Genomic DNA, 26201 nt, shown 5'->3' with positions numbered 1-26201 from the left:
CAGTACCTGTGGGAGCGGGTTCACCCGCGAAGAGGCCGGCACAGGCGCCTCAGATCAGGAACTATGCACCGGATCCACCTTGGCTTCCCGCTGGTTGGCCCAGTACTGGATCAGCTCTCGCAACTGCGACAGTTCCACCGGCTTGGCCATGTGCCCGTCCATGCCCGCAAGGCGGGCGCGTTCCTTGTGTTCGGCAAGTATGTGCGCGGTCAGCGCCACCACCGGGGTGCGCTGGCGCTGGTTGGCAGTTTCCCAGGCACGCAGCTGCCGAGTGGCCGAGAAACCGTCCAGGACCGGCATCTCGCAGTCCATCAGCACCAGGTCATAGTGCTGCGCCTTCATCGCCTGCAAGGCCTCTTCGCCATTGCTGGCGGTGTCGGGCTCGAGGTTGAGCTTGCCGAGCATGCCGCGGATCACCTTGGTCGAGATGCTATTGTCCTCGGCGACCAGCACACGGAAATCGCCGGGCAGGTCCAGTGCCTGGGGGATGCCGGGCAAACTGGCTGGTACGGCTTGCTCGCGGCCACGCTGGGCCATTTCTTCAGCCAAGGTGGTTTTCAACGTGTAGCCAGCCACCGGCTTGGCAAGGATCCGCTTGACCCCGGCGTTGCGCGCAATAATCTTGCTCGGCGCATTGCTGATGCCGGTGAGCATCACCACCAGGATGTCGTGGTTCAGGCTCGGGTCTTCCTTGATCTTGGCGGCCAGCTGCATGCCGGTCATGCCGGGCATGTTCTGGTCCAGCAGCACGGCATCGAAGTAGTCGCGCAGGTGGGCCTTGGTGCGCAGCAGGGCCAGCGCTTCCTTGCCCGATGGCACCGCACTGACGTTCATGCCCCAGGCGCTGCACTGCTGCACCAGTACCTTGCGGCAGGTGTCGTTGTCGTCCACCACCAGGACGCGGGCATCACGCAGCGGGCCGTCGAGGTCGGCCGGTGGCTGTTCCAGGCGTGAAGGGTCCAGCGGCAGGGTCAGCCACAGGGTGTTGCCCATGCCGGTACTGCTCTTGATGCCGAACTCGCCCTGCATCAGGCCGATCAGCTGCTTGGCGATGACCAGGCCCAGGTGGCCGCCCAGCTTGTTGCTGGACAGGAAGTGGTGGCTGTGCAGCTCGGCCTGCAGCAAGGCTTCGCGCTCGGCGGCGGGCAACGGTTCGCCGCTGTCCTGCACGGCGATGCGCAGGCGCGGTAAATCGCCGCGCTGGTCCAGCGCCACCACCAGCAGGATCTCGCCCTGGTCGGTGTTTTTCAGGGCATTTTCCAGCAGGCTCGACAAGGCCTGGCGCAGGCGCGTAGGGTCGCCGCTGATCACCCGGGGTACTTGCGGTTGGGTGAAGCTGATCAGCTCGATGTTCTGCTGCTCGGCCTTGGCACGGAAGATGTTCAGGCAATCCTCGATCAGCGCGTTGAGGTCGAACTGCACGTCATCCAGCTCGATCTGCCGGGATTCCAGCTTGGAAATGTCGAGAATTTCGTTGATCAGCGTGAGCAGTTCGTTGCCGGCGCTGTGAATGGTCTGCACGTAGTCGCGCTGCTTGACCGACAGCGGCGTGCCCAGCAGCAGCTCGGTCATGCCCAGCACACCGTTCATGGGGGTGCGGATTTCGTGGCTGATCTTGGCCAGGAACTCGGCCTTGGCATTGATTTCGGCATCGCTGGCGGCCAGGGCGCGGCTGGCGCTGAAGCGCTCTTCGCTCATGCGCCGCAGGCGTTCGCTGACCGCCAGGTTGAGCAGCAGGCCGCTGGTCACGGTCAGGCCCAGCAGGATGCACAGCAGCCAGGGCGTTGGAGTGCGGGTCAGGCCCAGCAGCGCCGGCAGCAGCACCAGGCCCCCGAGGTTGAACACCACCATGGCCAGGCTGAACAGGCGTGCGGGGGCATAGCCCTTGTACCAGTGGTAGCTGCTGACGAGCAGCATGCTCACGCTGCCCAGGGCCATCAGGGCGTAGGTCATCAGGTTGAGGGGCAGGGTGTCGACGAACAGCAGCACCAGCCCGCTGACCCCGACCACCAGCATTTCGCCCTGCAGCAGGCGGTTAAGCCGAGGCGAATTGCAGGGCGAGAAGAAATGCTGGGTGAAATACAGCCCGGCCAGACCGGCCAGGACCAGCGTCAGGTACGCGGCGGGCGTTTGCGCGCTGTGCCACACGTGCCACCAGGGGCCGCTGAGGTTCAGCAGGATCAGGCCGCTGAGCAGCATCAGGCCGTGGTACAGCGCCAGGATCAGGGTGGTGCTGGAACGGCTGTAGAGGAAGCGGATCAGGTTGTGCATGATCAGCATCACCAGGCCGCCGAACAGCATGCCGAACAGCAGTGGCTGGCGCTGGTCGGAGGCGGCCACGGCCGCGGGTTCCAGGCTGATGGCCGGGCGCAGCTGGTGCTCGGAAACCAGGCGCAGGTAGATATCCAGGGGTTGTTTGCTGTTGGGCAGGGGCAGTACATGGTCGCTGCCACGCAGGGTCGGGCTGGCATTGCCTGCCTGGCGCCCGTGGTGCAGCTGACGCAGAAGTCGGTCGCCCTCGAGGGCGTAGAGGTCCAGGCCTGACAGGTCTGGGGCGAATACCCGCAGCAGTTGTTCCTGCTCGCCGGGTTCCAGGCGGTAGTGCAGCCACAGGGCCTGTTCCGCAGGGGCGGCATCCAGGTCGGCGAGAGCCATCGGGCTGAACTGGTTGCGGTAACGCTCGGAGCGCACGTCGCTCAGTTGCAGATTGGCCTGTTCGTCAAGCAGAACGGCCCAGCCTCCGTCATGTTCGGCCGCAGCCGGAAACATGCAGAGCAAGGTCAGCAAGCTGACGATCAGAGCTGAGGCGATCCGAAGCCGACGCACTACGAAATCCCTTCTTAGCCAAAGTGCCGGGTATTAACTATGCGCGGCGCGCCAAGTCGAAGGCAAGGCCCCTTTGGGCCCTGTCGACGAGCCGGATGCCGCAGGCGCAAGGTGCTGTGGCGCGCTGCGGCAATCCGGTAGAACTTACTGCTGGTGCTCACCGCGCTCGCGGGCGATGGCCCGGTAGCCGATGTCGGTGCGGTAGAAGCTGCCGTTCCAGCTTACTTCCTTGGCCAGGCGATAAGCCTGCTGCTGCGCGTCGGCAACGGTGCTGCCCATGGCGGTGGCACACAGAACGCGGCCGCCGTTGGTGACCACTTGGCCATCCTTGAGCGAAGTACCGGCATGGAACACCTTGCCTTCGATCTTCGCGGCAGCGTCCAGACCGTTGATTACGTCGCCCTTGGCGTAGTCGCCCGGGTAACCGCCGGCAGCCAGCACCACGCCCAGGCTCGGGCGCGGGTCCCACTGCGCTTCGACCTTGTCCAGCGCCTTGGCGAATGCGGCCTCGACCAGCAGTACCAGGCTCGACTCCAGGCGCAGCATGACCGGCTGGGTCTCTGGGTCGCCGAAGCGGCAGTTGAACTCGATGACCTTGGGGTTGCCCGCCTTGTCGATCATCAGGCCGGCGTAAAGGAAGCCGGTGTAGACGTTGCCTTCCTCGGCCATGCCGCGCACGGTCGGCCAGATCACCTGGTCCATCACGCGCTGGTGCACTTCGGCGGTGACCACCGGGGCAGGGGAGTAGGCACCCATGCCGCCGGTGTTCGGGCCGGTGTCCTGGTCGCCGACGCGCTTGTGGTCCTGGCTGGTGGCCATGGGCAGCACGTTCTGGCCGTCGACCATGACGATGAAGCTGGCTTCCTCGCCGTCGAGGAACTCCTCGATGACCACGCGGGAACCTGCATCGCCGAAGGCGTTGCCGGCCAGCATGTCACGCACGGCGGCTTCGGCTTCTTCCAGGGTCATGGCGACGATCACGCCCTTGCCCGCGGCCAGGCCGTCGGCCTTGATCACGATCGGCGCGCCTTTTTCCTGCAGGTAGGCCAGCGCCGGCTCGATTTCGGTGAAGTTCTGGTAGTCGGCGGTCGGGATCTTGTGACGCGCCAGGAAGTCCTTGGTGAAGGCCTTGGAGCCTTCCAGCTGCGCCGCGCCCTTGGTCGGGCCGAAGCAGTCCAGGCCGCGGCTGCGGAACAGGTCGACCACGCCGATGACCAGCGGCGCTTCCGGGCCGACGATGGTCAGGTCGACGTTCTTCTCGGCGAAGTCAGCCAGTTGCTCCAGGGCGCACACGTCGATGGCGACGTTCTCGCACTTGGCTTCAATGGCGGTGCCGGCGTTGCCCGGGGCAACGAAGACTTTCTCGACGCGTGGATCCTGGGCGACTTTCCAGGCCAGGGCGTGCTCACGGCCGCCGCTGCCGATGATCAAAACTTTCATGTCAAAACCTCTGTTTGGCGGCAGTCCTCGTACCTTGTGGGAGCGGGTTCACCCGCGAATGCGGCGGTGAATCCACCATCGCATTCGCGGGTGAACCCGCTCCCACAGGGGCCGAGGATCGGCCGGCCATCTTGATTAGTGGCGGAAGTGGCGCATACCGGTGAAGACCATCGCGATACCTGCCTCGTCGGCAGCGGCGATGACCTCGGCATCACGCATCGAACCACCTGGCTGGATCACGGCGCTGATACCCACTTTAGCCGCATTGTCGATGCCATCACGGAACGGGAAGAACGCATCCGATGCCATGACTGCGCCCTGCACCTGCAGGCCGGCATGCTCGGCCTTGATTGCAGCAATGCGTGCGGAGTTGACGCGGCTCATCTGGCCGGCGCCGACGCCGATGGTCTGGCGCTGCTTGGCGTAGACAATGGCATTGGACTTGACGAACTTGGCCACTTTCCAGGCAAATACCAGGTCGTGGATCTCTTGCTCGGTCGGTGCACGCTTGGTGACGATCTTCAGGTCATCGGCAGTGATCATGCCGATATCGCGGCTCTGCACCAGCAGGCCACCGTTGACGCGCTTGAAGTCCCAACCGGCAGCGCGCTCGGCTGGCCACTCGCCGCATTCCAGCAGGCGTACGTTCTGCTTGGCGGCAACCACGTCGCGGGCAGCCTGGGAGATTTTCGGCGCGATGATCACTTCGACGAACTGGCGGTCGACGATGGCCTTGGCGGTTTCGCCGTCCAGCTCGCGGTTGAAGGCGATGATGCCGCCGAACGCCGACTCGGTGTCGGTGGCGTAGGCCAGGTCGTAGGCCTTGCGGATGCCGCCTTCGTCTTCAGGCACCACGGCCACGCCGCACGGGTTGGCGTGCTTGACGATGACGCAGGCCGGCTTGACGAAGCTCTTCACGCACTCCAGTGCGGCGTCGGTGTCGGCCACGTTGTTGAACGACAGTTCCTTGCCCTGCAGCTGGATGGCGGTGGAAACGCTGGCTTCGCCTTTTTTCGCTTCTACGTAGAACGCCGCGCTCTGGTGCGGGTTCTCGCCGTAGCGCATTTCCTGGGCCTTGACGAACTGGCTGTTGAAGGTGCGCGGGAATTCGCTGCGGCCTTCAGTGCTCAGGGTCTCTTTGGCCTGGTCGATGGTGCCCATGTAGTTGGCGATCATGCCGTCGTAGGCAGCGGTGTGCTCGAACGCCTTGAGCATCAGGTCGAAGCGCTGGGCGTAGGTCAGGCCGCCGGCCTTGAGGCCTTCGACGATGCCGGCGTAGTCGCTGGCGTTGACCACGATGGCCACGTCCTTGTGGTTCTTGGCAGCCGAACGGACCATGGTCGGGCCGCCGATGTCGATGTTCTCGATGGCGGTCGGCAGGTCACAGCCAGGTTTGGAAATGGTCGCTTCGAACGGGTACAGGTTGACCGCTACCAGGTCGATCGGCTTGATGCCGTGCTCGTTCATGATGGCGTCGTCGGTGCCGCGGCGGCCGAGGATGCCACCGTGGATTTTCGGGTGCAGGGTCTTGACCCGGCCATCCATCATTTCGGCGAAGCCGGTGTAGTCGGCCACTTCCACCGCGTTGACGCCGTTGTCCTTGAGCAGCTTGTAGGTGCCGCCGGTGGACAGGATCTCGACACCGAGCTGCTGCAGCTCACGGGCGAATTCGAGGATACCGGTCTTGTCGGAGACGCTGATCAGGGCGCGGCGGACTGGCAGGCGGGTAGTCTGGTCGGTCATTTCGGGTTCCAATAACGCGGTGGAGTCAGCAAAAAAGGCGCCTCTGTTCAGGGAGCCGCCTTTTCTGGTTGGGATTCTGGCTTACAACAAATCGTACTGCTTGAGCTTCTTGCGCAGGGTGCCTCGGTTCAGCCCGAGCATCTCGCTGGCCTTGGTCTGGTTGCCCTTCACGTAGTTCATCACGCTTTCGAGCAGGGGCGCCTCGACTTCGGAGAGCACCAGGTTGTACACGTCCGTCACGGTCGCGCCTTCCAGGTGGGCGAAGTAGTTGTGCAGCGCCTTCTCGACGCTGTCGCGAAGGGTCTGGCCCTCTTCGCTCGGCGTATTGAGGTGCTGTTTCAGGTTGGCGTTGTCGCTCACGGGCGTTGTTCCACTCACAAATGTCTCGGTCATCATCGTCATGCGGCCACCCCTTGTCCGTCCTCTGTCTCAAGGCTCTGTCGACGTTCGCTGAAAAACGCGCGAACGTTGGCGCACTGCGCTTGTGTGTCTTCCAAAGCGTTGAACCGGGAGCGAAACTCCTTGCCGCCGGGTCGTGTTGCCAGATACCAGCCAACGTGCTTGCGGGCGATACGTACGCCCATCACATCGCCATAGAAGGCATGCAGCGCGGCCAGATGTTCCAGCAGGATGCGTTCCACTTCGTCCAGCTGCGGCGCTGGCAGGTGTTCACCAGTGCGCAGGTAATGCTCGATCTCGCGAAAGATCCATGGCCGCCCCTGGGCGGCCCGGCCGATCAACAGGCCATCGACCCCGGTGGCGTCCAGCACCGCCCGGGCTTTTTCTGGCGAGGAGATATCGCCGTTGGCAAAAACCGGGATCGACACCGCCTGCTTGATGGCAGCGATGGTGTCGTATTCGGCTTCGCCGGTGTACAGGTCGGCGCGTGTGCGGCCATGCACCGCCAGCGCCTGGATGCCGGCCTGCTCGGCGATCCTCGCCACGTTCAGGCCGTTCTTGTTCGCCCGGTCCCAACCGGTGCGGATCTTCAGGGTCACCGGGACGTCCACGGCGCCGACCACGGCGTGGAGGATCTCGCTGACCAAGGCTTCATCTCTCAATAAAGCAGAGCCTGCGGCTTTGTTGCAGACTTTTTTTGCCGGGCAGCCCATGTTGATATCAATGATCTGGGCGCCTGCTTCGACGTTGGCCTGTGCCGCCGCTGCCATCATCTGTGCATCACCACCGGCGATCTGCACCGAGCGTGGCTCGGGATCACCATCATGGATGCGGCGCAGGCTCGACTTGCGGCTGTTCCACAGGCTCATGTCGCTGGAGACCATTTCCGACACCACCATGCCGGCGCCCAGGCGCTGGCAAAGCGTACGGAAAGGTTGGTCCGTGACCCCGGCCATGGGCGCGAGGATCAGGTTGTTACGTAGTGTGTATGGGCCGATGCGTACCGCCGACATAGGTGATCCCTGTTGTGGGGCCGAATCTTGGAGTTCGAAAAAGGGTTGGCATGATACCCGCTCTCGATGACCGGATAAAGATGGATTTGGATAAAATCTGAACAGCTGTCGGCTTATGACATTTGGTGTGGGCGAGGATCCAGGGCCTTGCGCGGCCCGCTCCCACAGGGTTGGTGGTTATTCCGGCGAACGGAAGCTCAGGCTGTAATTCACGGCCTTCGGCCCCGGGTCGAGGATGTCCAGGGCGATATGGATCGGGGTCTGGCTGGGCATCTCGCCACGCCCGGCCAGTTCACCCGACAGGTACTCGCTGGGCTTGAAGCGACGGCTGGCGATCAGTTGGCCATTGAGGTCGGCAAAGCGCAGCTCCAGCAGCGGGAACGGCTGGGCGAACGGTGCGCGGTTGTAGATGATCGCATCGACGATCAGCGCGCCCTTGAAGTCCGGATGGCTGCGTACCACCAGGTTGCTGCTCTTGATTCGGGCGATATCGACGCGGGTCGGCACCTCGCAACCGACCAACGGGCAGATTTGCTGGAAGAGCGGCCGGTACTGGTCCTGGCGGGCCATTTCGTCGAAGTGGAACCATACGTACTGGAATGCCAGCAGGCCAGCAGCGAGCAGGGTCAGGAAGCCCCACAGCAGGCGCTTGCCCCAGTTGGGCGCGGGCTTTTCCCAGTCCAGTTGCAGCGGGTCGTCGACCACATCGACCAGCGGCTCCTTGCGCGCCGGGCGCTCGGCTTTGCCGGCAAGGCCCGGCTCCAGGCGTTCGCCGGGCAGCGGCTCGACAGGGTCGTCATCGCGCGCCGACAGGTGCAGTTCCAGCGGCTCGTCATCGCGGGCGCTCAGGCCCTGCTCCGGAACGTTGTCATCACTGGCGCGCAGCGGCTCGTTGAATTCAGGGTGGTCATCGATTTCGGCGGCACGGCGTACCGGTGGCTCGTCATCGATGTCCAGGTCCAGGTTGCCGCCCAAGGTCGGCTCGGTGCGCTCGCCGGGGGTGGGCTCCAGGTCCAGCTCCAGCTCCTGCAGCAGCACGGGCTCGGGCTCGGCTGCCTTCTGTGCCTCGAAAGGCTCGTCGGTGGCCGTGCCGAACAAGTCATCGACATGCTCGTCCGGCTGCAACTCGTCGCGCCGTGCCTGCAGCCCGTCATCCTGGTTGGCCGGGCGTGCCGGGGCCGTTTGGCTGCGACGCTCCAGGCGCTCCAGCTCCTTGTCGAGGTCAAGGGCGTCCAGCGCCTGGGTCGTGAGCGCCCAGTCCTCGTCAGGGTTGAAGCTGCGCTCGCTGCTGGCAGGCTCAGGGGCGGCTGCTGGCTCGACCACCGGTTTGTCAGGTTCCGCAGGTACCGGTGCTGGCACCACAGGTGTGCCGGCCGCCCCGGGACGGCTCTGTTCCAGCAACTGCCTGGCGGCGTTGAACACCTGCAGGCAGTGGCCGCAGCGCACCACACCACGGGCCACGCTCAATTGGTGGTGGGTGACGCGAAAGCTGGTCTGGCAATGCGGGCACTGGGTGACGAAACTGTCGGTCATGCGGCGATCCGGGAGCTGTGCAGAGACATATTCTAGGCCCGCTTAACGGCGGCGACCACTGATGCGTACCCAGCCGTCGCGCACGACGATCGGGTCCAGCTCGAAGTCGGCGGCATAGGCCGCGGCCACTTCCTCACCCTGCTCGGCGAGAATGCCCGACAGTGCCAGCAAGCCCCCTGGGCGGACCAGGCCGGACAGTTGCGGTGCCAGCGACACCAGCGGGCCGGCGAGGATGTTGGCGACCAGCACATCGGCCTGCATGGCCGGCATGTGCTCGGGCAGGTACAGCGCCAGCTTCTCGTCGGCGATGCCGTTGCGCTGGGCGTTGTCGCGCGAAGCCTCGATGGCCTGCACATCGATGTCGGTACCGACCGCCTCACGGGCGCCCAGCAGCAGCGCGGCAATGGCCAGAATGCCCGAGCCGCAGCCGAAGTCCAGCACCTGGGTGCCTTCGAGCTGCTGGCCGTCGAGCCATTCCAGGCACAGGGCGGTGGTGGGGTGGGTGCCAGTGCCGAACGCCAGGCCCGGGTCGAGCAGCAGGTTTACCGCGTCCTGTTCCGGGGCCTCGTGCCAGCTGGGCACGATCCACAGGCGGCGGCCGAAGCGCATCGGCTGGAAGTTGTCCATCCAGCTGCGTTCCCAGTCCTGGTCCTCGATCACCTCGGCCTGGTGTTCGGGCAGCTCGGCGCCGGTCAGCAGGCGCAGGTGGGAGAACACCTGCTCGGGCACGGCATCGGCCTCGAACAGGGCCAGCAGGTGGGTGTGCGACCACAGCGGAGTGGTGTTGAGGTCTGGTTCGAAGATCGGTTGATCCTCGGCGTCCATGAACGTGACCGAGACGGCACCCACTTCCAGCAGGGCATCTTCGTAGGTTTCGGCTTGTTCCGGGCTGATGGCCAGGCGTACTTGCAGCCAGGGCATGGCGGGCACCTTTGGTAAATCGACAGGGGCAGCCCTAGGCTGCGCGAAGGCTGGCAGTTTACGCGAGTGCGGTGGGTTTGTAGAGGACGCCGGAACACCGTACCGGCTTCTTCGCGGGCACGCCCGCTCCCACAGGTATTTGCGCGTACTCTGTGGGAGCGGGCGTGCCCGCGAATGGCTCAATCAGACAAAGCAGAGGGAAAGCGACTCGGCTATGTAGGCAGGCTTCTCTTCACCGTCGATCTCCAGCGTGGCAATCGCCTTGAGCAGCCATTGCCCCGGCCTTTTCTCCGTCACCTCGGCCAGGTCCACCTTCAGCCGCACCTGGCTGTCGACCTTGACCGGCTGGATGAATCGCACGCTGTCCAGCCCGTAGTTCACCACCATCTTCAGCCCCTCCGGCAGGATCAGGATGTCCTCGATCAGCTTGGGGATCAGTGACAACGTCAGGAAACCGTGGGCGATCGTGCTGCCAAACGGGGTTTTCGCCGCCTTTTCCGGGTCGACGTGGATGAACTGGAAATCGCCCGTGGCTTCGGCGAACAGGTTGATGCGCTGCTGGTCGATCTTCAGCCAGGCCGAGCGGCCCAGTTCCTTACCAACGTACTGCGAAAGCTCTGTAACCGGTACATAGGGCATCGCGGACTCTCCAGGTTTTCAGTTGGTACGAAAGTGCAAGATCAGCATGGAGAGCCGTTTCAGTCAAGTTGCCAGCTTTTCGACGAATATCGGTATATCGCGGCACGTGCTTATAATGGCGGCCATGCCCAAGGGAGATGCTTATGCTACTGCGTGGTTTGACTTGGCTGGTGCTGTTCCAGCTGCTGGGGACGGCAATCAATCACCTGTTGGTGCCGTTTCTGCCGGGGCCGATCATTGGCCTGTTGCTGCTGTTGTCCTTCCTCATGGCCCGTGGTGAGGTCGGCAAGCCGCTGAACGAGGCCGCCAGCAGCCTGCTGCGTTACCTGCCGTTATTGCTGGTGCCGCCGGCGGTGGGGGTGATGGTGTATGCCAAGGACATTGCTGCCGACTTCTGGGCCATTGCCGGTGCCTTGCTGATCTCCTGCCTGGTGACCCTGGTGTTCGTCGGCGTGTTGATGCAAAAGCTCATCCACCGCCAAGGCCGGCGCGAGGAGCAGCCATGATGCTTGACTGGCAAGGCGCGCTGGATGCGGTCGTTCATCATCCCTTGTTCGGTATCGGCATCACGCTTGGGGCCTACCAGTTGGTGCTGGCGGCCTACGAGAAGACCCGCTGGATCTTCCTGCAGCCGGTACTGGTATCGATGTTGCTGGTGATCGGCGTGTTGCTGGTGTGTGGCATTGACTACAGCGAGTACCGCAAGAGCACCGGAATCATGAACATCCTGCTAGGGCCTGCCACCGTGGCCCTGGCCGTGCCGCTCTACCTCAACCTGCGGCGTATCCGGCAGCTGTTCTGGCCCACATTTACTACGCTGGTAGTCGGAGGCCTGTTCGCCACGCTGTTCTGCCTGTTGCTGGGCTGGTGGTTCGGTGCCGAGCACATGATCCTGATGACCATGGCGCCGAAGTCGGTGACCTCGCCGATCGCCATGCTGGTGGCCGAGCAGATTGGTGGCGTGGCGGCCCTGGCGGCGGTGTTCGTGCTGATTACCGGGGTGATCGGGGCAATCTTCGGCCCGGCGCTGCTGAGCCGCTTTGGCGTGCATAGCCCCGAGGCGCGCGGCATGTCGCTGGGCGTGACGGCGCACGCGGTGGGCACTTCAGTGGCCCTGCAGGAAAGTGACGAATGCGGCGCCTTTGCCGCGCTGGCGATGAGCCTGATGGGGGTGGCCACGGCGGTGTTCCTGCCGCTGGCGGTCAGCCTGGTGGCTTGAGGACTTGTGATGACGCTACCGCTGTTTCCCCTCAATACCGTGCTGTTTCCTGGTTGTTTCCTCGATTTGCAGATTTTCGAGGCGCGCTACCTGGACATGATCGGGCGCTGCATGAAGCGGGGCGAAGGTTTTGGTGTGGTGTGCATCCTGGAAGGCGAGCAGGTTGGCAAGGCACCGCCGGTGGTCGCCTCGATCGGCTGCGAGGCGGTGATCCGCGATTTCGTGCAGCAGGATAACGGCTTGCTGGGTATCCGCGTGGAAGGTGTGCGGCGCTTCAACCTGGAAAGCACCGAAGTGCAAAAGGACCAGCTGCTGGTGGGGCAGGTGCAATGGTTGCCGGAGCAGGCGGACAGCCCGTTGCTCGAGGCGGACGAAGACCTGCTGGCGTTGCTGGTGGCCCTGGGCGAGCACCCCATGGTCGAAGCGCTGGACATGCCGCGCCCGGTGGATGGGCGCCAGGCGTTGTCCAATCAGTTGGCGTACCTGCTGCCGTTCATGGAAGAGGACAAGCTGGATTTGCTGAGCCTCGACTCGCCGCAGGAGCGGTTGGGGGAAATCCAGAAGCTGCTGGAGCGGATTCAGGGCGAGCTGTTTGCCTGAAGTGCTGCGTTGCCTATACCGGCCTCTTCGCGGGTGAACCCGCTCCCACAGGTACTGCATCGGGCTTGAGAGCGACGCTATCTCTGTGGGGCGGATTTACCCGCGAAGAGGCCGGTACAGGCGACATCAATATTGATACCGCAGCAAAGCCTGCGGCAACGCATGCAGGGCAAAGAAGGTCAGCAACGCGACACACGCCGGCAACACCAGCCACCACACCCGCAGCGGCAAGGCCGGCAGGGTCTGATGACGCTGCACCAGTGTCAGGCTGAGCGCGCACACACAGCACGCCAGCAAAGCCCCGGCGAGGATGTCGGTCGGCCAGTGCGCCCCCAGGTACACCCGTGACAGGGCAATCGCCAGTGCCGGAATGCAGCCCAGCATCACCCAGGTCAGGCGCATCCGCGGCGGCTGCCCGCGTCCGGCCAGCACCGCCATTACCAGGAAGAACGCAAATGACGCCGAACTGTGCCCGCTCGGCATGCTGTAACTGGTCAACGGGTCGCTCAGCACTTCCGGCCGGGCCCGGGCAAACAGCCATTTCAGTGTACCGTTGGCAAGCGCCGTCCCCATCAGTGCGCCCGCAGCGAACATGGCATGTCGCCATTGCCGGGCAAGCAGCAGCAGGCCTGTCAGCAGGCCGCCGAGGAACAGCTGGGTGCGGAAATCGCCCAGCCGGGTCACCAGCACCACAGCACCATCGATGGCCTGGCTGCGGTGCTCCTGCACCAGAGTCATCACGCCCTGGTCGAATTCGTGCAGGTAGGGCCAGCCGAGGAAGACTCCGGCCAGGGCGACGCCAGCCATGCCGGCAATCAGTCGGGTGCCGTGGCGTTGATCGCGGAGGCTGGTGTTCAGGCTCAGCCCGATGATGACCGCCAGGGTGCCGGCGATGATCCCGGCATCCAGCCAGAAGCCTTCCGGCAAGGGCAGGCGCATGGCCGCGCCGGTAGCCCAGCCGGGCAGCAGGTAGGCCACCGCCCAGCCGGCACCGGCCACCAGGCTGACGGCGATGAAGCGTGGCAGCGGCATGTCGAACATGCCGGCGACCATCGGCAGCATCGGCCGCAGCGGCCCGATGAAGCGCCCTACCAGCAGGCTGGCGATGCCATAGCGCTGGAAATAGGCCTCAGCGCTGCCGATCCATTCCGGATGATGACGTAGCAGCGGCAGGCGGCGGATGTTCTGGTGGAAGTACTTGCCCACCGTGTACGACAAGGCATCGCCCACCAGGCCACCGAGAAAGCCCAGCAGCAGTGTTTCGCCCAGGCTGAAGGCGCCGCTGCCGGCCAGTACCGCGACGGCGAACAGCAGCACGGTGCCTGGCACGATAATGCCGGCAATGGCCAGGCATTCGATGCAGGCCACCAGGAAAATCGCCAGGCCAAGCCACTGCGGGTTGGCGCTGAGCCAGCCGGTCAGGCTGTCGAGCCATTGGCCCATGGTTCAGCTTCCTTGTTCGAGAATGAAGAAGTCGCGGCCTTCGACTTGGCCGCGGCGTAACGGGTTCCGCGTGCAGAAGCGGGCGTATTCGGCATCGACGAAACGGTAGGGCAGGTGCTCGTCGCGGCCATGCGGGATGCCCAGGCGGGCGGCCTGAATCACCCGTGGCACGGCGTTGCCGCAATCCTCCACGTACAGGCGCTCGGCATCGAAACGCTGGGCATCCCAGTGCGGCACCTTCAGGCCCAGGGCCCGGCACAGCAAGGTCTGGCCGGCGCACAGGCGCTCGGCCGGGCGGAGGTTGCCGCTGGCATCGGGGTTGTTCAGCTGCATCTGCGCCAGGCTGTCCGGCCCCGAGCGGGCGTCCTGCCAAGGATAGGCGGACTTGATCAGCACCGCGTTGCCCGGCCCGTGGGCGCTGAAGTTCAGCGAGTCGCCGCCGCGTGCGTAGTACATATAGATGTGCCCGCCATCGAGGAACAGCGCCTTGCGTTTTTCGGTGTAGCCGAGCGAGGCGTGGCTGCCTTTGTCGGTGAGGTAGTAGGCCTCGGTCTCGATGATGCGCGCGGCCAGCCACAGGTCGCCGTGGCGATGGCGAATGACCTTGCCCAGCAGGGCCTTGGCCAGGGTCTGGGCGTCGCGGTCGAAAAAGCTGTCGGGCAGGGCTGGCATGCGGGGCGGTTCGTGGCTGGGAAGGCGGGGATGATAGCAATGAATGGCTTAATCGAGGCTGAATCGAGTGTGAGTGTTGCAGTGCCGGCCTCTTCGCGGGTAAACCCGCTCCCACGGGAATTCTGGAGGTCTCAGGCCTTGTGCAATCCCTGTGGGAGCGGGTTTACCCGCGAAAGGGCCATAACAGGAGATAGAAATTTCGATAACCCCGGTTACATCTTTCCTGCGCAATGCCCCCAGCCATTTTCTACCATCCGCCACCCGCCGCTGGGCGTACACCTGCGCGGCAGTTATAATCAGCCGATTTCCCCTTCGCCAAGACACCGAACCCATGACTGAGTCCGTTCTTGACTATATGACCCGCCTGGGTCGCGCTGCCCGTGAAGCTTCCCGGGTGATCGGCCGTGCCAGCACCGCGCAGAAGAACCGCGCCCTGCAAGCCGCTGCCGACGCACTGGACGCCGCTCGTGCCGAGCTGACCGCCGCCAACGAGCTGGACCTGGCCGCCGGCCGTGCCAACGGCCTGGAGCCGGCGCTGCTCGACCGCCTGGCGCTGACCCCGGCGCGTATCGACGGCATGATCACCGGGCTGCGCCAGGTGGCCAGTCTGCCGGACCCGGTCGGTGCCATCCGCGACATGAGCTACCGCCCATCGGGTATCCAGGTCGGCAAGATGCGCACGCCGCTGGGGGTGATCGGGATCATCTACGAGTCGCGCCCGAACGTGACCATCGATGCCGCCAGCCTGTGCCTGAAGTCGGGTAACGCGACCATCCTGCGTGGTGGCTCCGAAGCCATTCACTCCAACCGCGCCATCGCCACCTGCATCCAGCGTGGCCTGGCCGCCGCCGGCCTGCCGGCAGCTGTGGTGCAGGTGGTCGAGACCACCGACCGCGAAGCCGTGGGCGCGCTGATCAGCATGCCGGAATTCGTCGACGTCATCGTGCCGCGCGGTGGCCGTGGCCTGATCGAACGCATCAGCCGCGATGCCCGCGTGCCGGTGATCAAGCACCTGGACGGTATCTGCCACGTCTACGTCAGCCAGCACGCCGACCTGGACAAGGCCTGGCGCGTGGCATTCAACGCCAAGACCTACCGCTATGGCATCTGTGGCGCCATGGAAACGCTGCTGGTCGACCAGCAGGTGGCCGAGCGCTTCCTGCCGGAAATGGCCCGCCGCTTCCAGGAGAAGGGCGTCGAGCTGCGTGGCTGCGAGCGCACCCGGGCCATCATCGACGCCAAGCCCGCCACCGAGGCCGACTGGCACACCGAGTACCTGGACGCGATCCTGTCGATCCGCGTGGTCGACGGGCTGGACCAGGCCATCGAGCACATCAACCACTATGGCTCGCACCATACCGACTCGATCATCAGCGAACACCAGGGTGAAGCCCGCCAGTTCATGGCCGAGGTCGACTCGGCGTCGGTCATGCTCAATACCCCCACCTGCTTCGCCGACGGCTTCGAGTACGGCCTGGGCGCGGAAATCGGCATTTCCACCGACAAGCTGCATGCCCGCGGCCCGGTCGGCCTGGAAGGCCTGACCTGCGAGAAGTACGTCGTGATCGGCGACGGCCAGCTGCGTGGCCAGGAGTCCTGCTGAGTTGAGCAAGGCACAGGCAGTCCGGCGCATCGGCATTCTAGGCGGCACCTTCGACCCCGTGCACATCGGCCACCTGCGCAGCGCGCTGGAAGTGGCCGAGTGCATGGGGCTGGACGAGCTGCGCCTGCTGCCCAATGCCCGGCCGCCGCACCGCGACACCCCGCAGGTGGCCGCGCAGGACCGCCTGGCCATGGTGCAAAATGCCGTGCAGGGTGTGCCGTGCCTGAGCGTGGATGCCCGTGAGCTGGCGCGCGACAAGCCGTCGTACACCATCGATACGCTGGAATCGATCCGCGCCGAACTGGCCGCCAACGACCAGCTGTTCCTGGTGCTGGGCTGGGATGCCTTCTGTGGTCTGCCCAGCTGGCACCGCTGGGACGAATTGCTGCAACACTGTCACATCCTGGTGCTGCAACGCCCGGATGCCGACGTAGAACCCCCTGACGAGCTGCGCAACCTGCTGGCTGCGCGCTCGGAGAGCGATCCCACCGCCATGTCCGGCCCGGCGGGAAACATTTCGTTCGTCTGGCAGACGCCGCTTGCGGTGTCGGCTACACAGATCCGACAGCTGCTGGCCAGCGGCAAATCGGTGAGGTTCCTGGTGCCGGACGCCGTACTGGCCTACATCGAGGCGCACGAACTGTATCGTGCGCCTAACTGACGGTGCCTCTGGCGCCTCATCCAACGAGTTGAACGAGTTTTATATGACCAAGCAGAAAATCCACGGCGAAGAACTGGTCGCCCTGACCAAGGCAGCGCTGGAAGACGTCAAGGCCCAGGACATCCAGGTCATCGACGTGCGCGAAAAGCACAGCCTGACCGACTACATGATCATTGCCACCGGTACCTCCAACCGCCAGATCAACGCGATGCTGGAGAAGGTCCGCGAAGCGGTCAAGGCCAAGGGTGCCCAGCCACTGGGTGAAGAAGGCAAGGGCGACAGCGACTGGGTGCTGCTGGACCTGAACGACGTCATCGTGCACATGATGACCGCCGCTGCCCGCCAGTTCTACGACCTGGAGCGCCTGTGGCAGGGTGCCGAGCAAAGCCGTGCCGCCGATGGCAAGCACCACAGCCCGGACCATGCCCACGAGTACTCCGACAAGCTCAAGGACCGGGAATAAGGAAAGCGCTGTGCGTCTGCGCCTGATCGCGGTCGGCTCGCGCATGCCGAAGTGGGTCGAGGAAGGCTGGCATGAATATGCCAAGCGCCTGCCCGCCGAACTGTCGCTGGAGCTGGTGGAAATCCCGCTGAATACCCGTGGCAAGAATGCCGACGTCGCCCGCCTGATTCGTCAGGAGGGCGAGGCCATGCTGAGCAAGGTTCAGCCAGGGGAACGCATCGTCACCCTCGAGGTCCATGGCAAGCCCTGGAGTACCGAGCAGCTGGCGACCGAGCTGGACCGCTGGCGCCTGGATGCGCGCACGGTGAATTTGATGGTGGGCGGCCCGGAAGGCCTGGCGCCTGAGGTCTGTGCGCGTGCCGAGCAACGCTGGTCGCTGTCGCCGCTGACCCTGCCGCACCCATTGGTAAGGATACTCATCGGCGAGCAGATCTACCGCGCCTGGACCGTGTTGTCCGGGCATCCTTACCATAAATGAGCCTGTAAGCAGTCCGATGTCGCAGCCGATCCGTCTCAAGGACCACGAGAAAGACGCCCGCCTGGTGCGCAACCGCGTCGTGGTCGGCGCAGTGGCGATCATGCTGCTTATTTGCGTGCTGATCGCGCGGCTGTACTACCTGCAGGTCATCCAGCACGAATATCACTCCACGCTGTCGGAGAACAACCGGGTGCATGTGCAGCCGATCCCGCCGACCCGCGGGCTGATCTTCGACCGCAACGGGGTGATCGTTGCCGACAACCGGCCCAGCTTCAGCCTGTCGATGACCCGCGAACGTGCGGGTAACTGGCAGGAAGTGCTGGATACCATCGTCGAAGTGCTGGAGCTGACACCCGACGACCGCGCCCTGTTCGAGAAGCGCATGCGCCAGGGCCGCCGGCCGTTCGAGCCGGTGCCGATCCTGTTCGAACTCAACGAAGAGCAGATCGCCCGCGTGGCGGTGAACCAGTTCCGCCTGCCGGGCGTGGAAGTGGTGGCCCAGCTGGTGCGCCATTACCCGCAGGGCGCGCACTTCGCCCATTCGGTGGGGTATGTAGGGCGGATCAACGAGAAAGAGCTGAAAACCCTCGACCCGGTGAACTACAGCGGCACCCACCACATCGGCAAGACCGGCATCGAACGCTTCTACGAAGCCGACCTGCATGGCCAGGTGGGTTACGAGGAAGTCGAGACCAATGCCCGCGGTCGTGTGCTGCGGGTGCTCAAGCGCACCGACCCGAAACCGGGCAAGGACATCGTGCTGAGCCTGGACATCAAGCTGCAGGAGGCCGCCGAGGCCGCCCTGGGTGGCCGGCGTGGTGCGGTGGTGGCACTCGACCCGCGTACCGGCGAGGTGCTGGCGATGGTCAGCCAGCCCAGCTTCGACCCCAACCTGTTCGTCACCGGCATTGGCTTCAAGGCCTATGCCGAACTGCGCGATTCGATCGACCGGCCGCTGTTCAACCGCGTGTTGCGTGGCCTGTACCCGCCAGGCTCGACCATCAAGCCGGCGGTGGCCATCGCCGGCCTGGACAGCGGCGTGGTAAATGCTGGCAGCCGGGTGTTCGACCCGGGCTACTATCAGTTGCCCAACTACGACCACAAATACCGTAACTGGAACCGCTCGGGCGATGGCTGGGTCGACCTGGACACCGCGATCATGCGCTCCAACGACACCTACTTCTACGACCTTGCGCACAAGATGGGCATCGATCGGCTGTCCAGCTACATGAACAAGTTCGGTATCGGCCAGCGGGTTGCACTCGACATGTTCGAGGAGTCCGCCGGGCTGATGCCGTCGCGCGAATGGAAGCGTGCCACCCGCCGCCAGGCCTGGTTCCCCGGCGAAACCCTGATCCTCGGTATCGGCCAGGGCTACATGCAGGCCACGCCGCTGCAACTGGCCCAGGCCACTGCCTTGATCGCCAACAAGGGCGTGTGGAACCGCCCGCACCTGGCCAAGACCATCGAAGGCCAGCCGCCGGTGGACGACAACCCCATGGAAAACATCGTGCTGCGTGACAAGTCAGACTGGGCCAAGGTCACCCATGGCATGGAGCAGGTGATGCACAACGCCCGCGGTACCGCACGCAAGGCGGCCATTGGCTCGCAGTACCGCATTGCCGGCAAGAGCGGTACCGCCCAGGTGGTGGCGATCAAGCAGGGCGAGAAGTACGACCGCAACAAGCTCCAGGAGCGTCATCGCGACCACGCCCTGTTCGTCGCCTTCGCCCCGGCCGAAGCCCCGAGGATCGTGGTTTCGGTGATGGTCGAGAACGGCGAGTCCGGCTCGGGCGTCGCCGCCCCGGTGGTGCGTCAGGTGATGGACGCCTGGCTGCTCGACGAAAACGGCCGGCTCAAGCCCGAGTTCGCGCCTGCCACCGTTACCCAGGAATCAGCCCTGTGATGAACAATTTCGATCGCATGCTCTCCAGCGAGGATGTGATGCGTCGGCGCGCCAGCTTTCTGCAGCGCATCCATGTCGACGGCCCTTTGCTGATCATTCTGCTGACCCTCGCGGCCGGCAGCCTGTTCGTTCTTTATTCGGCCAGTGGCAAGAACTGGGACCTGCTGCTCAAGCAGGCCACCTCGTTCGGCATCGGCCTGGTGTCGATGTTCATCATCGCCCAGCTGGAGCCACGTTTCATGGCCCGCTGGGTGCCGCTGGCCTACCTGGCCGGTGTGCTGTTGCTGGTGGTGGTGGACGTGATGGGCCACAACGCCATGGGCGCCACGCGCTGGATCAACATCCCCGGGGTGATCCGCTTCCAGCCCTCGGAATTCATGAAGATCATCATGCCGGCGACCATCGCCTGGTACCTGTCCAAGCGCACCTTGCCGCCGCATCTGAAGCACGTGGCGATCAGCCTGGTGCTGATCGGCGTGCCGTTCATCCTGATCGTGCGCCAGCCCGACCTGGGCACGGCGCTGCTGATCCTGGCCTCCGGGGCCTTCGTGCTGTTCATGGGCGGCCTGCGCTGGCGCTGGATCCTCAGCGTGCTGGCGGCTGCGGTGCCCGTGGCGGTGGCGATGTGGTTCTTTGTCATGCACGACTACCAGAAGCAGCGGGTACTGACCTTCCTCGACCCGGAAAGCGACCCGTTGGGCACTGGCTGGAACATCATCCAGTCGAAGGCGGCGATCGGCTCGGGCGGCGTGTTCGGCAAGGGCTGGCTGCTCGGCACCCAGTCGCACCTGGACTTCCTGCCGGAAAGCCACACCGACTTCATCATCGCCGTGCTCGGCGAGGAATTCGGCCTGGTCGGCATCTGCCTGCTGCTGATCGTCTACCTGCTGCTGATCGGCCGTGGCCTGATGATCACCGCCCAGGCGCAGACCCTGTTCGGCAAGCTGCTGGCGGGCAGCCTGACCATGACATTCTTTGTATACGTGTTCGTCAATATCGGTATGGTCAGTGGCCTTCTGCCCGTGGTGGGCGTGCCGCTGCCCTTCATCAGCTATGGCGGAACTTCGTTGGTGACGCTGCTGTCAGCGTTTGGCGTTCTGATGTCGATCCATACGCACCGCAAATGGATCGCGCAGGTTTGAATAAGGTGAAGAATTTCATGCAAGCAGTGCGTAACTGGGCTGCCCGTTGTGCGCCGTGGATCGGCGCGGTGGGCCTGTTCGGCGCTGTACAGCTGGCCCATGCCGGCGATTACCAGGGTTCGCCACAGGTGGCCCAGTTCGTTGGCGAAATGAGCCGCGACTATGGCTTTGCCCCTGAGCAACTGATGGGTGTGTTCGGTGAGGTGCAGCGCAAGCAGTCGATCCTCGACGCCATATCGCGCCCGGCCGAACGGGTGAAACCGTGGAAGGACTACCGGCCGATGTTCATTACCGACGCGCGCATCGCCCGCGGTGTGGACTTCTGGCGCCAGCACGAGGCGGTGCTGGCCCGTGCCGAGCAGGAATACGGCGTGCCGGCGCAATACATCGTCGCGATCATCGGCGTGGAAACCTTCTTTGGCCGCAACACCGGCAACTACCGGGTAATCGATGCGTTGTCGACTCTGGGCTTCGACTACCCGCCACGGGCCGAATTTTTCCGCAAGGAGCTGCGCGAGTTCCTGCTGCTGGCCCGCGAGGAGCAGCTCGACCCGTTGACGCTCAAAGGCTCCTACGCCGGTGCCATGGGCCTGCCGCAGTTCATGCCTAGCAGCTTCCGCAACTTTGCGGTGGACTTCGACGGCGACGGCCATATCAATATCTGGAACAACCCGGACGATGCCATCGGCAGCGTGGCCAGCTACTTCAAGCGCCACGGCTGGGTGGCCGGCGAAGGCGTGGTCAGCCGCGCCTGGGTGGACGGTGGGCGCGTTGACGAAGGCCTGACTACCGGCATCGAGCCGGTAAAAACGGTAGGGGAGTTGCGTGCGCTCGGCTGGTCGGTCCATGATTCGCTGCGCGATGATCTGCCGGTTACCGCCTTCCGTCTCGAGGGCGACAATGGCCCCGAGTACTGGATGGGCCTGAAGAACTTCTACGCGATCACTCGCTACAACCGCAGCGTGATGTATGCCATGGCGGTGCATCAGCTTTCGGAACAGCTGGTTCAAGCACGGGGCGTCAAGTAATGCGCGCAATCATCTCTGGCAACACTTTCAAGCTGCTCACCTGTCTCGCTGTCGGCGTGGTGCTGGCCAGCTGTTCGTCCAGCCGCCCGCCCCAGCAAAGCGGTGGCAATGTGGTGCGCGCCCAGCCGGGCCTGGACATCAACCGGGCGCACAAGGACGGCGCGCCGTGGTGGGACGTGGATGTGAACAAGATCCCTGACGCCACGCCAACCGTGCACACCGGCAACTACAAGGCCAACCCGTACACGGTGCTGGGCAAGACCTACTACCCGATGCAGGACTCGCGCAACTACCGCGCCGAGGGCACCGCGTCGTGGTATGGCACCAAGTTCCACGGCCAGAACACCGCCAATGGCGAGCTGTACGACCTCTACGGCATGAGCGCGGCGCACAAGACTCTGCCGCTGCCGGCCTACGTGCGGGTGACCAACCTGGCCAATGGCCGCAGCGTGATCCTGCGGGTGAACGACCGTGGGCCGTTCTATTCCGACCGTATCATCGACCTGTCCTATGCCGCGGCGAAAAAACTCGGTTATGCCGAGATCGGCACCGCGCACGTTCGCGTCGAGGGTATCGACCCGCAGCAGTGGTGGGCCCAGCGCGGCCAGACACCACCGATGGTGCTGAAAGAGCCGCAGGTGGCCCAAACCCAGGCGATCCCGGCCAGTACCGGGCGCGTCGAGCAATGGACCCCGCCGCCCCAGCAGCATGCGGCGCCAGTGGTGCCGGTACAGGTGGCTGGCAACAACGTGCCGGCCGGCAGTGGCGGCAGCTTCCTGCAGGTGGGCGCCTTTGCCAACCCGGACGCCGCCGAACTGCTGCGGTCCAAGCTCAGCAGCATGGTCAGCGCGCCGGTGTTCATCAGCTCGATCGTGCGTAACCAGCAGACCCTGCACCGCGTGCGCCTGGGGCCGATCAGCAGCCAGGGCGAGATCCAGCAGGCGCAGGACAGCATTCGCCTGGCGAACCTGGGGCAGGCCAAGCTGGTCACAGCTGACTGACCGTGTTGCCTTCTTCGCGGGCGCGCCCGCTGCCATAGGGGTATGCGAAACCCTGTGGCAGCGGGCGTACCCGCGAAGAAGGCAATGCCAAACTGTCGGTTTTGTCATGAATTGCCGGGCGCGGCCATGTACAATATCGGCTTTTGCCCGCAGCGACATAAAGCCGCACGTTGCGAGCCTGGCCTACGGCCACAAAAACTAGACTGACTGGCGCTGGGCACATGATCTTGCCCAGGGAACATCAGACCATTAGCGATTTTCGAGAGACGGATGAACATCACCAACCTTGCCAAACGACTTTGCCTGCCCGTACTGCTGATGATCACGCCTGCCGCCTTCGCGGCTGAGCAGATGACGCCGGCACCACCGCAACTGGCAGCCAAGTCCTACGTACTCATGGACGCGTCCAGCGGCAACGTGCTGGTCGAGAACAACGGTGACGAGCGCCTGCCGCCGGCCAGCCTGACCAAGCTGATGACCGCCTATATCGCCACCCTGGACATCCGCCGCGGCCAGATCGGTGAAAACGACCCGGTTACCGTCAGCGAAAACGCCTGGCGTACCGGCGGTTCGCGGATGTTCATCAAGGTGGGCAGCCAGGTGACCGTCAGCGACCTGCTGCACGGCATCATCATCCAGTCCGGCAACGACGCCTCGGTCGCCCTGGCCGAGCACATCGCCGGCAGCGAAGACGCCTTCGCCGACATGATGAACAAGACCGCTGCCGACCTGGGCATGGCCAACAGCCACTTCATGAACCCGACCGGCCTGCCGCACCCGGATCATTACTCGTCGGCCCACGACATGGCTACCCTGGCCCGTGCGATCATCAACGTCGACCCGGCCCACTACGCCATCTACTCGCAGAAAGAGTTCTTCTGGAACAACATCAAGCAGCCAAACCGCAACCTGCTGCTGTGGCGTGACAAGACCGTCGACGGCCTGAAGACCGGCCACACCGACGAAGCCGGCTACTGCATGGTGGCTTCGGCCGTTCGCGATGGCCAGCGCCTGATCGCCGTGGTGTTCGGCACCAACAGCGAGCAGTCGCGTGCTGCCGAGACCCAGAAGCTGCTGACCTATGGCTTCCGCTTCTTCGAAACCCAGACCTTCTACCAGAAGGGCACCGAGCTGACCAAGTCGCCGGTCTGGAAGGGCGTCACCGGCGAAGTGAAGGCGGGCCTGGCCAACGACCTGACCCTGACTATGCCTAAAGGCCAATTGAAGCGCCTGCAAGCTTCGATGACCATGAACCCGCAGCTCACCGCGCCAATCGCCAAAGGTGACGTGATCGGCAAAGTGGAAGTCAAACTGGACGAGAAAGTGGTTCACAGCGCCGACCTGATCGCCCTCGATGGCGTCGAGGAAGGTGGTTTCTTCCGCCGTATGTGGGATAGCATCCGCCTATTCTTCTACGGGTTGTTCAACTGATACGTGACCTGCATGCCCCCGCGTATGCCGCGGGGGCGTTGTTGTTGCCACGGCTTACGAGGCCGTTTCCGCCATGAGCGAACCAGACGTCAAGTCGCACAAGATCGAATTCCCCTGCGACGATTACCCGATCAAGGTCATCGGTGACACCGTTGTCGGCTTCAAGGACACGGTGATCGAGATCCTCAGCAAGCACGCCAAGGTCGACCTTTCCACGCTGGCCGAGCGCCAGAGCAAGGAAGGCAAGTACACCACCGTGCAATTGCACATCGTTGCCGAAAGCGAGAACCAGTTGCACGATATCAACAGCGCCCTGCGCGCTACCGGCATCGTGAAAATGGTGCTCTGATGTCCGCCTGCCTCGGTTTTCGCGAGCTTGGCCTGCAGCCCTACGAACCGGTGCTGGAGGCCATGCGTCGCTTCACCGAGCAGCGCAGCCCGGACAGCCAGGATGAAGTCTGGCTGGTCGAGCACCCCGCGGTCTTCACCCAGGGCCAGGCCGGCAAGGCCGAGCACCTGCTGGTGCCGGGTGATATCCCGGTGGTGCAGACCGACCGCGGTGGCCAGGTAACCTACCATGGCCCCGGGCAGCTGGTGGCCTACCTGCTGCTGGATGTGCGCCGGCTGGGCTTTGGTGTGCGTGAGCTGGTCAGCCGTATCGAGCAGACCCTCATCGACCTGCTCGCCAGCTACGATGTCCAGGCAGCGGCCAAGCCCGATGCCCCGGGCGTCTATGTCGATGGAGCGAAAATCGCTTCCCTCGGCCTGCGAATCCGCAACGGCCGTTCGTTCCACGGCCTTGCCCTGAACGTGGACATGGACCTTGCGCCATTCCGCCGAATCAACCCCTGCGGCTATGCGGGGCTGGCGATGACCCAGCTGCGCGACCTGGCAGGTCCGATCGAACTCGACGAGGTCAGGACAAGGCTGCGCGGACAGCTGGTCAAGCACCTCGACTACGCTGAGCAGACGACCCTCACGGGCGGAATCGACTGAATATGACAACTGTGCAAGAAGCCGTGCCGAACCTGATACCTACCCAGGAAGCCACCTCGCGCCCAGCGCCGAAGAAGGTGGAAACCGGGGTCAAGCTGCGTGGTGCCGAAAAGGTGGCGCGCATCCCGGTGAAAATCATCCCTACCGACGAGCTGCCGAAAAAGCCCGACTGGATTCGCGTGCGTATCCCGGTTTCGCCCGAGGTAGACCGCATCAAGCAGCTGCTGCGCAAGCACAAGCTGCACAGTGTGTGCGAAGAGGCTTCCTGCCCGAACCTGGGCGAGTGCTTCTCCGGCGGCACAGCCACCTTCATGATCATGGGTGACATCTGCACCCGTCGTTGCCCGTTCTGCGACGTTGGTCATGGCCGGCCGAAACCGCTGGACCTGGACGAGCCGAAGAACCTGGCCATCGCCATCGCCGACCTGCGCCTGAAGTACGTGGTAATCACCTCGGTGGACCGCGACGACCTGCGTGACGGTGGTGCCCAGCACTTCGCCGATTGCATCCGCGAAATTCGCGCGCTGTCGCCGGGCGTGCAGCTGGAAACCCTGGTGCCGGACTACCGTGGGCGCATGGATATTGCCCTGGAGATCACCGCGCAAGAGCCGCCGGATGTGTTCAACCACAACCTCGAGACCGTACCGCGCCTGTACAAGGCCGCGCGCCCGGGTTCGGATTACGACTGGTCGCTGGACCTGCTGCAGAAGTTCAAGCAGCTGGTGCCGCACGTACCGACCAAATCGGGCCTGATGCTGGGCCTGGGCGAGACCGACGAGGAAGTGATCGAGGTGATGCACCGCATGCGCGAGCATGATATCGACATGCTCACCCTCGGCCAGTACCTGCAGCCGTCGCGCAGCCACCTGCCGGTGCAGCGTTTCGTCCACCCGGACACCTTCGCCTGGTTCGCCGAGGAAGGTTACAAGATGGGCTTCAAGAACGTCGCTTCCGGCCCGCTGGTGCGTTCTTCGTACCACGCTGACCAGCAGGCTCACGAAGCCAAGATCAAGCTCTGAGCCAAGCACAGAGCCACGCATGCCG

General features: G+C 64.2%; 25 protein-coding genes. 15 read left to right on the top strand and 10 right to left on the bottom strand.

Translation table 11 applies throughout. The features are described from left to right. Window positions 1-54: 54 nt before the first annotated feature. The 8 genes from MKK04_RS23470 to MKK04_RS23435 all read right to left on the bottom strand — a co-directional run bounded on the left by MKK04_RS23470 (window position 55) and on the right by MKK04_RS23435 (window position 10514). Window positions 55-2826 (bottom strand): hybrid sensor histidine kinase/response regulator, encoded by a 2772-nt coding sequence (locus MKK04_RS23470; RefSeq protein WP_207828890.1) that lies wholly within the window; start codon window positions 2824-2826, stop codon window positions 55-57. 144 nt (window positions 2827-2970) lie between these two features. Next, window positions 2971-4266 (bottom strand): phosphoribosylamine--glycine ligase, encoded by a 1296-nt coding sequence (purD, locus tag MKK04_RS23465; protein ID WP_207828899.1) that lies wholly within the window; start codon window positions 4264-4266, stop codon window positions 2971-2973. A 135-nt stretch (window positions 4267-4401) separates the two neighbouring features. Continuing rightward, window positions 4402-6009 carry a bifunctional phosphoribosylaminoimidazolecarboxamide formyltransferase/IMP cyclohydrolase gene (gene purH / locus MKK04_RS23460; protein ID WP_063911866.1) on the bottom strand — a complete coding sequence of 536 codons (1608 nt, stop codon included), beginning with the start codon at window positions 6007-6009 and terminating at the stop codon, window positions 4402-4404. Window positions 6010-6090: 81 nt separating this feature from the next. Then, window positions 6091-6411, bottom strand: a complete 321-nt coding sequence (gene fis, locus MKK04_RS23455) for a DNA-binding transcriptional regulator Fis (protein WP_012274390.1) — start codon at window positions 6409-6411, stop codon at window positions 6091-6093. After that, entirely contained in the window at window positions 6408-7421 is a 1014-nt protein-coding gene (gene dusB, locus MKK04_RS23450; protein WP_241106025.1) for a tRNA dihydrouridine synthase DusB, read from the bottom strand. The genes fis and dusB overlap by 4 nt, the downstream gene beginning before the upstream one ends. Before the next feature lie 177 nt (window positions 7422-7598). Beyond that, window positions 7599-8954 (bottom strand): DUF3426 domain-containing protein, encoded by a 1356-nt coding sequence (locus MKK04_RS23445; protein WP_241106024.1) that lies wholly within the window; start codon window positions 8952-8954, stop codon window positions 7599-7601. A gap of 42 nt (window positions 8955-8996) precedes the next feature. Next, the gene (gene prmA, locus MKK04_RS23440) at window positions 8997-9875 is read right to left on the bottom strand and encodes a 50S ribosomal protein L11 methyltransferase (protein WP_207828910.1); all 879 of its coding nucleotides are present in this window, start codon (window positions 9873-9875) and stop codon (window positions 8997-8999) included. Between the two features lie 183 nt (window positions 9876-10058). After that, complete coding sequence (locus MKK04_RS23435; RefSeq protein ID WP_233687354.1) at window positions 10059-10514, bottom strand: MaoC family dehydratase; 456 nt, start codon at window positions 10512-10514, stop codon at window positions 10059-10061. Window positions 10515-10657: 143 nt separating this feature from the next. Here MKK04_RS23435 and MKK04_RS23430 point away from each other — a divergent pair, with 143 nt between their 5' ends. From MKK04_RS23430 to MKK04_RS23420, 3 genes are read left to right on the top strand one after another with little or no spacing between them, the layout of a single operon-like run. Next, window positions 10658-11020 (top strand): CidA/LrgA family protein, encoded by a 363-nt coding sequence (locus tag MKK04_RS23430; protein WP_233687355.1) that lies wholly within the window; start codon window positions 10658-10660, stop codon window positions 11018-11020. Next, window positions 11017-11733 (top strand): LrgB family protein, encoded by a 717-nt coding sequence (locus tag MKK04_RS23425; RefSeq protein WP_207828925.1) that lies wholly within the window; start codon window positions 11017-11019, stop codon window positions 11731-11733. Before MKK04_RS23430 ends, MKK04_RS23425 begins: the two co-directional genes overlap by 4 nt. A gap of 9 nt (window positions 11734-11742) precedes the next feature. Further along, a complete protein-coding gene (locus MKK04_RS23420; protein WP_207828938.1) occupies window positions 11743-12333 on the top strand; it encodes an LON peptidase substrate-binding domain-containing protein in 591 nt (196 codons plus the stop codon). A gap of 126 nt (window positions 12334-12459) precedes the next feature. Here MKK04_RS23420 and MKK04_RS23415 read toward each other — a convergent pair whose 3' ends face one another. Both MKK04_RS23415 and MKK04_RS23410 read right to left on the bottom strand, forming a co-directional pair. Beyond that, window positions 12460-13776 (bottom strand): bifunctional DedA family/phosphatase PAP2 family protein, encoded by a 1317-nt coding sequence (locus MKK04_RS23415; RefSeq protein WP_207828941.1) that lies wholly within the window; start codon window positions 13774-13776, stop codon window positions 12460-12462. 3 nt (window positions 13777-13779) lie between these two features. Then, window positions 13780-14448, bottom strand: coding sequence for a DNA-3-methyladenine glycosylase (locus MKK04_RS23410; RefSeq protein WP_087499517.1), 669 nt, complete (start codon window positions 14446-14448; stop codon window positions 13780-13782). A gap of 331 nt (window positions 14449-14779) precedes the next feature. Between MKK04_RS23410 and MKK04_RS23405 the strand changes: the two genes are divergently transcribed. The 12 genes from MKK04_RS23405 (at window position 14780) to lipA (ending at window position 26176) form a co-directional block, all read left to right on the top strand. Then, on the top strand, window positions 14780-16051 hold the full coding sequence (locus MKK04_RS23405; protein WP_025340770.1) for a glutamate-5-semialdehyde dehydrogenase: 1272 nt from the start codon (window positions 14780-14782) through the stop codon (window positions 16049-16051). A 1-nt stretch (window position 16052) separates the two neighbouring features. Beyond that, entirely contained in the window at window positions 16053-16712 is a 660-nt protein-coding gene (gene nadD / locus MKK04_RS23400; protein ID WP_207828943.1) for a nicotinate-nucleotide adenylyltransferase, read from the top strand. Window positions 16713-16755: 43 nt separating this feature from the next. Beyond that, a complete protein-coding gene (gene rsfS, locus MKK04_RS23395; protein ID WP_013974359.1) occupies window positions 16756-17175 on the top strand; it encodes a ribosome silencing factor in 420 nt (139 codons plus the stop codon). Window positions 17176-17185: 10 nt separating this feature from the next. Further along, on the top strand, window positions 17186-17653 hold the full coding sequence (gene rlmH / locus MKK04_RS23390) for a 23S rRNA (pseudouridine(1915)-N(3))-methyltransferase RlmH (protein ID WP_003249722.1): 468 nt from the start codon (window positions 17186-17188) through the stop codon (window positions 17651-17653). A gap of 16 nt (window positions 17654-17669) precedes the next feature. Further along, window positions 17670-19559: a penicillin-binding protein 2 gene (gene mrdA, locus MKK04_RS23385; protein ID WP_207828953.1), complete on the top strand. Its 1890-nt coding sequence runs from the start codon at window positions 17670-17672 to the stop codon at window positions 19557-19559. 38 nt (window positions 19560-19597) lie between these two features. Continuing rightward, window positions 19598-20701 carry a rod shape-determining protein RodA gene (gene rodA, locus MKK04_RS23380; RefSeq protein ID WP_015271941.1) on the top strand — a complete coding sequence of 368 codons (1104 nt, stop codon included), beginning with the start codon at window positions 19598-19600 and terminating at the stop codon, window positions 20699-20701. A 17-nt stretch (window positions 20702-20718) separates the two neighbouring features. Next, window positions 20719-21729 carry a lytic murein transglycosylase B gene (gene mltB / locus MKK04_RS23375; protein WP_233687357.1) on the top strand — a complete coding sequence of 337 codons (1011 nt, stop codon included), beginning with the start codon at window positions 20719-20721 and terminating at the stop codon, window positions 21727-21729. Then, window positions 21729-22730 carry a septal ring lytic transglycosylase RlpA family protein gene (locus MKK04_RS23370; protein ID WP_085625760.1) on the top strand — a complete coding sequence of 334 codons (1002 nt, stop codon included), beginning with the start codon at window positions 21729-21731 and terminating at the stop codon, window positions 22728-22730. Before mltB ends, MKK04_RS23370 begins: the two co-directional genes overlap by 1 nt. Window positions 22731-23000: 270 nt before the next feature. Beyond that, window positions 23001-24161, top strand: a complete 1161-nt coding sequence (locus MKK04_RS23365) for a D-alanyl-D-alanine carboxypeptidase family protein (RefSeq protein ID WP_085625759.1) — start codon at window positions 23001-23003, stop codon at window positions 24159-24161. 73 nt (window positions 24162-24234) lie between these two features. Further along, on the top strand, window positions 24235-24510 hold the full coding sequence (locus MKK04_RS23360; protein WP_003249736.1) for a DUF493 domain-containing protein: 276 nt from the start codon (window positions 24235-24237) through the stop codon (window positions 24508-24510). Then, entirely contained in the window at window positions 24510-25157 is a 648-nt protein-coding gene (gene lipB / locus MKK04_RS23355) for a lipoyl(octanoyl) transferase LipB (protein WP_013974352.1), read from the top strand. Before MKK04_RS23360 ends, lipB begins: the two co-directional genes overlap by 1 nt. Before the next feature lie 2 nt (window positions 25158-25159). Further along, window positions 25160-26176, top strand: coding sequence for a lipoyl synthase (gene lipA, locus MKK04_RS23350; RefSeq protein WP_233687358.1), 1017 nt, complete (start codon window positions 25160-25162; stop codon window positions 26174-26176). The last annotated feature ends 25 nt before the right edge of the window (window positions 26177-26201 follow it).

Origin of the sequence: Pseudomonas sp. LS.1a, from assembly GCF_022533585.1 — a bacterium.
GTDB lineage: Bacteria > Pseudomonadota > Gammaproteobacteria > Pseudomonadales > Pseudomonadaceae > Aquipseudomonas.
The sequence above is the reverse complement of the archived record's forward strand: the minus strand, read 5'-3'. Positions and strand labels throughout refer to the sequence as shown.

Coding starts and splice junctions, on each gene's coding strand:
- MKK04_RS23435 (WP_233687354.1), bottom strand. CDS start 10,514: ATGCCCTATGTACCGGTTACAGAGCTTTCGCAGTACGTTGGTAAGGAA.
- rodA (WP_015271941.1), top strand. CDS start 19,598: ATGCGTCGGCGCGCCAGCTTTCTGCAGCGCATCCATGTCGACGGCCCT.
- MKK04_RS23360 (WP_003249736.1), top strand. CDS start 24,235: ATGAGCGAACCAGACGTCAAGTCGCACAAGATCGAATTCCCCTGCGAC.
- mrdA (WP_207828953.1), top strand. CDS start 17,670: ATGTCGCAGCCGATCCGTCTCAAGGACCACGAGAAAGACGCCCGCCTG.
- dusB (WP_241106025.1), bottom strand. CDS start 7,421: ATGTCGGCGGTACGCATCGGCCCATACACACTACGTAACAACCTGATC.
- lipA (WP_233687358.1), top strand. CDS start 25,160: ATGACAACTGTGCAAGAAGCCGTGCCGAACCTGATACCTACCCAGGAA.
- lipB (WP_013974352.1), top strand. CDS start 24,510: ATGTCCGCCTGCCTCGGTTTTCGCGAGCTTGGCCTGCAGCCCTACGAA.
- MKK04_RS23420 (WP_207828938.1), top strand. CDS start 11,743: ATGACGCTACCGCTGTTTCCCCTCAATACCGTGCTGTTTCCTGGTTGT.
- MKK04_RS23410 (WP_087499517.1), bottom strand. CDS start 14,448: ATGCCAGCCCTGCCCGACAGCTTTTTCGACCGCGACGCCCAGACCCTG.
- MKK04_RS23415 (WP_207828941.1), bottom strand. CDS start 13,776: ATGGGCCAATGGCTCGACAGCCTGACCGGCTGGCTCAGCGCCAACCCG.
- purH (WP_063911866.1), bottom strand. CDS start 6,009: ATGACCGACCAGACTACCCGCCTGCCAGTCCGCCGCGCCCTGATCAGC.
- rsfS (WP_013974359.1), top strand. CDS start 16,756: ATGACCAAGCAGAAAATCCACGGCGAAGAACTGGTCGCCCTGACCAAG.
- MKK04_RS23445 (WP_241106024.1), bottom strand. CDS start 8,954: ATGACCGACAGTTTCGTCACCCAGTGCCCGCATTGCCAGACCAGCTTT.
- MKK04_RS23370 (WP_085625760.1), top strand. CDS start 21,729: ATGCGCGCAATCATCTCTGGCAACACTTTCAAGCTGCTCACCTGTCTC.
- fis (WP_012274390.1), bottom strand. CDS start 6,411: ATGACGATGATGACCGAGACATTTGTGAGTGGAACAACGCCCGTGAGC.
- mltB (WP_233687357.1), top strand. CDS start 20,719: ATGCAAGCAGTGCGTAACTGGGCTGCCCGTTGTGCGCCGTGGATCGGC.
- MKK04_RS23365 (WP_085625759.1), top strand. CDS start 23,001: ATGAACATCACCAACCTTGCCAAACGACTTTGCCTGCCCGTACTGCTG.
- MKK04_RS23425 (WP_207828925.1), top strand. CDS start 11,017: ATGATGCTTGACTGGCAAGGCGCGCTGGATGCGGTCGTTCATCATCCC.
- purD (WP_207828899.1), bottom strand. CDS start 4,266: ATGAAAGTTTTGATCATCGGCAGCGGCGGCCGTGAGCACGCCCTGGCC.
- prmA (WP_207828910.1), bottom strand. CDS start 9,875: ATGCCCTGGCTGCAAGTACGCCTGGCCATCAGCCCGGAACAAGCCGAA.
- MKK04_RS23430 (WP_233687355.1), top strand. CDS start 10,658: ATGCTACTGCGTGGTTTGACTTGGCTGGTGCTGTTCCAGCTGCTGGGG.
- MKK04_RS23405 (WP_025340770.1), top strand. CDS start 14,780: ATGACTGAGTCCGTTCTTGACTATATGACCCGCCTGGGTCGCGCTGCC.